Below are 4,867 nucleotides of genomic sequence, written 5' to 3'. Positions count from 1 at the left end.
CTCGGATTAAGGAAATGGATTCCCTTAATCCTTTTGTTTTTTATAATAAATGAAATCGCTTTCTCGTGTATTCTTTTAGAAAACCTGTTGCTAAAAGATATAAAAATTGATAGAATAAGGATTGTCTAAAAAATTTTAAGGAGAATCTATCAAATGGATTTCACATGGGCAATTAAATATGCCACTGAATTTTTGGGAACTGCTATTTTGATCATTCTTGGAAATGGTGCAGTTGCCAACGTTGAACTTAAAGGTACGAAAGGTCACCAAAGTGGCTGGATCGTTATCGCTGTTGGTTATGGTATGGGGGTTATGATCCCAGCCTTGATGTTTGGTAACGTATCTGGTAACCACATCAACCCAGCCTTCACTCTTGGACTTGCAATCAGCGGTCTTTTCCCTTGGGCTCAAGTTGCGCCTTATATCATCGCACAAGTTTTGGGTGCTATCTTTGGTCAAGCCTTGGTTGTGGCAACACACCGCCCATACTACTTGAAAACTGAAAATCCAAACAACATTTTGGGTACTTTCTCAACAATTTCAAGTTTGGATAATGGTACAAAAGAATCACATTTTGCAGCAACTGTTAATGGTTTTGTAAATGAGTTTGTTGGATCATTTGTTCTTTTCTTTGCAGCCCTTGGAATGACTAAAAACTTCTTTGGTTCTGAAGTGCTTCAATACATGAAACAAATGGCTAGTCAAGCAGGTCAAAATGTTGACTTTTCTGATTTAGCAATCAAAGCCCAAGTAGCACCACATACTGCTTCAGGACTTTCAGTAGCTCACTTGGCACTTGGATTCCTTGTTATGGCCTTGGTAACATCACTTGGTGGACCTACAGGACCTGCCTTGAACCCAGCCCGTGACTTGGGACCACGTCTCCTTCATGCTTTCCTTCCAAAATCAGTTCTTGGTGAGCACAAAGGCGATTCAAAATGGTGGTACTCTTGGGTACCAGTAGTAGCACCGATCGCAGCAGCAATTGCGGCAGTAGCTATTTTCAAATTCCTTTACTTATAAGAAATTGAGTTCTCTATCTATTGTAATGGATTGAAGAAAAATTAAAAACGCATAATATTTAGGTGTTCAAGACCTGATATTATGCGTTTTGTTGTAGGAATAATTACTTCATTTTCTCCTGAAATTGAGTTTTTCCCCAGCCTTTTTGTAGTTTATATGGTCGTCCTTAATCAGCTTTCGCGATAAGCTTTAATACTGTGACTATACCATTCTTGCATTTCTTTTGATGGTGGTGTCATATAATCGCCATACATCTGGGTTAAAAATTGGTCATATTTTTTAGGAACTGGTAACATACGGCCTTCAAACTCAGTTAAGATGAGTTCTTTAAAGGTATCAACTGGGAAGACTTCTTTCATACCTTCCTTACCAATCCCAATTCCTCCTTCATATTGAGGAGTGTTGGTTGTAGCATTTTTGACTAGTTGATCAATTTTCTTGTAAAAGTAACGGGGATTGACCAATCGGAGGGCGTACCAGCTACATAATCTTAGAAAATCTTTTAATTTGCTATCACCGTGAACTGCGCGTGATTTTTTGATATAAGCTAGTTGACGAAGGGCTACATACTTATAACTCTTGTCGACAATGCTCAAGTCTGTAAAGCGATCAATTGGGAAGACATCGATAAAGAGACTGGTGTCATGACGCTTGTACTTAACATGGTCTTCGATAACAGTAGAAGTGTCCAAAATCGATGCGAAATTATGGAAGTACCAAGAAGATGTATCGTAGGAAAGAACCTTGTAGCGAGGGTGATTTTCTTCCTCAATAATCTTCAATAAGCGCTCATAATCTTCACGATAAAGGGAAATATCAATATCATCGTCCCAGGGAATCATACCTTTGTGGCGGATAGCTCCAAGCATGGTTCCATAACTTAGAAAATAAGGAATATCATGTTTCTTACAAGTCTCATCAATATAGTCTAGCAGGGCTAGTTGAATTTCTTTAATTTCTTCTTTTTCTAAATATTGCATCCTAATCCTCCAATTTATAAGCGTGAAATTCATGACTGTAGAAGCGTTTTTCTTCTGGTGGTAGGGTCATATAATCTCCATAAAATTGTGTCAAAATAGTATCAAATTTTTCTGGCGCAGGAAGGGTCAAATTCTCAAAGGGTAAATCGATTGTTTTATCGAAGGTACCACTTGGGAAGACTTCCTTTTCCTTAAATTTAGAAGGGATAAAAGCCATATACTGCCCATTTTCACGACTATATTTTTGAATTTCTTTCTCGATTTTATGTGCGAAATAACGAGGAGAAACAGGTCGAAGGAGTAACCAGAAGGCTGTTCGTATCCAATCTTTTAAGAGGCTATCTTTATAGACAATATTTTTATGTTTACTGAAAGACAGAAGTTTGAAGCTTTCCAGCTTATAACAAATATCAATGACCTTAGGGTCATCAAAGCGATCCATAGGGAAAATATCGATAAAAACACCTGACTCATAGGTTTTTGTATTCCGAGTATCAATAATTTTAGTTGTACTGTCGGTCATTTTGATAAAGTTGTTAAAGTAGTTCTTATCAGTTTCTAAGGAAAGGAGCTTATATTTGCTTTTTTCCTTTTGAAAAATGTTTATAAATCGTTGGTAGTCTTCTCGAGGCATGGACAGATCAATATCGTCGTCCCAAGGAATAAAGCCCTGATGTCGAACCGCCCCAATCAGAGTACCGTAGTTAATAATATAGTTGATATTGTGCTTTTTACAGAGAGTATCAATATAATCCAAAATTTCTAATTCAATTTGTTTGGCATCTTCAATGGTTAGTTGTTTCATTCTATACTCCTAAGATTTTTTGAATTTATTTTTTAAGGCTAGGACATGGTTTAAAAATTCATAGAAAATGCTATCTTTGGTGAAGACAAGTAGACCAATATAAGAGATGGCTGATAGCAAGACAATCAAACCAGTATTAATCAAAAATGGCAAATTAATGACCATATCCACAGGATACAAGAAATTAATCAGGAAAAAAATTCCTACAAAGGAAAGTGAAAAGAGCGAGTATCGAACAGTATAGCTAAAGATATGTCCTAAGTGGATGAGCTGTTTTCTATGGATGAAAATGATATAGAAAACAAGCAGAGAGGCCTCTGATAGCATAGTTGTCAGTAAGTAGTATTCAGGAGCAACGATATGGTTGAAAAAGAGGAGACTATTTAAGCCCAAATTGAGTAGCCCAGCAAAGACTGTATAGACTGTGATTCGTTTTTCATAGCCATTTGTAAAGAGAATTTGGGAACCAAGAATGGTATCTAAGGCCAGGATAATCGTACGAAAAGCGAAGAGAGAGGTTAAGATACCACCTCCGATATATTTTTCACTACCGTAAAGTAGGATGGCATTTGGTCCTAAAACCATGAGTCCAAAACTCAGTGGAATGATAAAGAAGTTAAAGATTCGACTGCCTCTGTTAACAAGTGCGACATAGGCTTCCTTATCGCCTTTTCCTAGATAGTAACTGAGACGAGGCACACTCACTCCGATAGCTCCTGTTACAACACCAGCTATAACGGTCACAATTCGTTGAGCCATGGTATAGTAACTAACGTTGACATCAATCCCTGTTTTAACGAGGAAGAGACGATCCAAAAAAGTGAAGAGCATATTGGCATTGGCAAAGACCAACATGGCTGTTAGAGGGAGAAAGAGCGGTTTAAAATCACTTATGTGAATCTTAACAAGCTTAATGTCTCTTTTAATCCAAAAATAACTAATCAGGTAGTTAATCAGTGTCGATAAACTCATCACAAGTGTATAAACAACAATATCGTGTTCATTTTTGACAAACAGGAAAATAGAGACCAGCATCAGGATACGGATGAAGGCAGTCTTGTAAAAGAGAAAACTGTAATTTTCCAGAGCTTCATTGACCCACTCGATTGAAAAAATCTGGGCAATGAGTTGAATCCCCATAACAAGGTAGACTTTTTTGACGATTGGATTATCTGTAAAGAAGAGAGGATAGGCTAGGATATAGACAGCGGTAGTCAAAATCGTACAAGCTATGCACAAATAAAAAAGACTAGAGAAGGTTCTATTCAGATCTTTTTTGTTATCCTTGACATTACTGATGGCCCGTAAACCGTAGTTATAGACCCCATAAGTCGCAAAGGGCAAGAAAAATGACAAAATAGTGTCAACTGAGTTGAAGTAACCATAGTCAGTTCGATCCAAGACACGTGCGACATAGGTACCAGTTAAGATGGGAAAAATAATATTCAAGACACGAATTCCCATGTAAGATAGAGCATTTAATTTTATACTTTTCATTCAATTTACCTCGTTTTTCATTATATCATAAAGTCAGCTAATAAGAAATGAAGGGCAGTAAGTCAAGCAATCACTTTGAAGTTTCAAATCTTAATTTTAAGCTTTCTTTAAGAAAACTATATTATTCTGAAGAACTCTAAAATTTCACAGCCATTTATTGGTAATGACTATAGAATTCCTAGTCATTACTAGAAATGGACTAGTTTCTTTGAATAATGGAACTGCATAATCCTCCTATTCTAGAACGGGATGACTAGTATTTCTTTTATGATAGGACTAGATTGTGGTATAATAGAGAGAATAAGTTTTTTTAGTAAGACAAAGGAGAAAATAGATGATTTATGCAGGAATTCTTGCTGGTGGAACTGGCACACGCATGGGAATCAGTAACTTGCCAAAACAATTTTTAGAGCTAGGTGATCGACCTATCTTGATTCATACAATTGAAAAATTTGTCTTGGAACCAAGCATTTAAAAAATTGTAGTTGGGGTTCATGGAGACTGGGTTTCTCATGCAGAAGATCTTGTAGATAAATATCTTCCTCTTCATAAGGAACGTATC

At 36.7% G+C, this 4,867-nt stretch carries 4 protein-coding genes and 1 pseudogene; 2 read left to right on the top strand and 3 right to left on the bottom strand.

The genetic code is table 11. The annotated features are described in order from the left end of the window. Window positions 1–153: 153 nt before the first annotated feature. Window positions 154–1,023 (top strand): aquaglyceroporin Gla, encoded by an 870-nt coding sequence (gene gla / locus QZ359_RS03505; RefSeq protein WP_049491488.1) that lies wholly within the window; start codon window positions 154–156, stop codon window positions 1,021–1,023. 170 nt (window positions 1,024–1,193) lie between these two features. Here the strand turns inward: gla and QZ359_RS03500 are convergent, their stop codons facing one another. Genes QZ359_RS03500 through tacF form a run of 3 tightly spaced genes read right to left on the bottom strand, consistent with a single transcriptional unit; the run spans window position 1,194 to window position 4,305 of the window. Beyond that, window positions 1,194–2,003, bottom strand: coding sequence for a phosphorylcholine transferase LicD (locus QZ359_RS03500; protein WP_153192431.1), 810 nt, complete (start codon window positions 2,001–2,003; stop codon window positions 1,194–1,196). Window position 2,004: 1 nt separating this feature from the next. Then, complete coding sequence (locus QZ359_RS03495; RefSeq protein ID WP_261058006.1) at window positions 2,005–2,808, bottom strand: phosphorylcholine transferase LicD; 804 nt, start codon at window positions 2,806–2,808, stop codon at window positions 2,005–2,007. A gap of 9 nt (window positions 2,809–2,817) precedes the next feature. After that, the gene (gene tacF / locus QZ359_RS03490; RefSeq protein ID WP_261193620.1) at window positions 2,818–4,305 is read right to left on the bottom strand and encodes a type IV teichoic acid flippase TacF; all 1,488 of its coding nucleotides are present in this window, start codon (window positions 4,303–4,305) and stop codon (window positions 2,818–2,820) included. Between the two features lie 334 nt (window positions 4,306–4,639). Here tacF and QZ359_RS03485 point away from each other — a divergent pair. Next, window positions 4,640–4,867 (top strand): annotated as a pseudogene (locus QZ359_RS03485) (2-C-methyl-D-erythritol 4-phosphate cytidylyltransferase); the annotation flags it as partial.

Origin of the sequence: Streptococcus sp. (genome assembly GCF_019414905.1) — a bacterium.
GTDB lineage: Bacteria > Bacillota > Bacilli > Lactobacillales > Streptococcaceae > Streptococcus.
The sequence above is the reverse complement of the archived record's forward strand: the minus strand, read 5'-3'. Positions and strand labels throughout refer to the sequence as shown.

What these genes read in the sequence shown, in the direction of transcription:
- tacF (WP_261193620.1), bottom strand. Translation starts at nt 4,305, where the DNA reads ATGAAAAGTATAAAATTAAATGCTCTATCTTACATGGGAATTCGTGTC.
- QZ359_RS03500 (WP_153192431.1), bottom strand. Translation starts at nt 2,003, where the DNA reads ATGCAATATTTAGAAAAAGAAGAAATTAAAGAAATTCAACTAGCCCTG.
- gla (WP_049491488.1), top strand. Translation starts at nt 154, where the DNA reads ATGGATTTCACATGGGCAATTAAATATGCCACTGAATTTTTGGGAACT.
- QZ359_RS03495 (WP_261058006.1), bottom strand. Translation starts at nt 2,808, where the DNA reads ATGAAACAACTAACCATTGAAGATGCCAAACAAATTGAATTAGAAATT.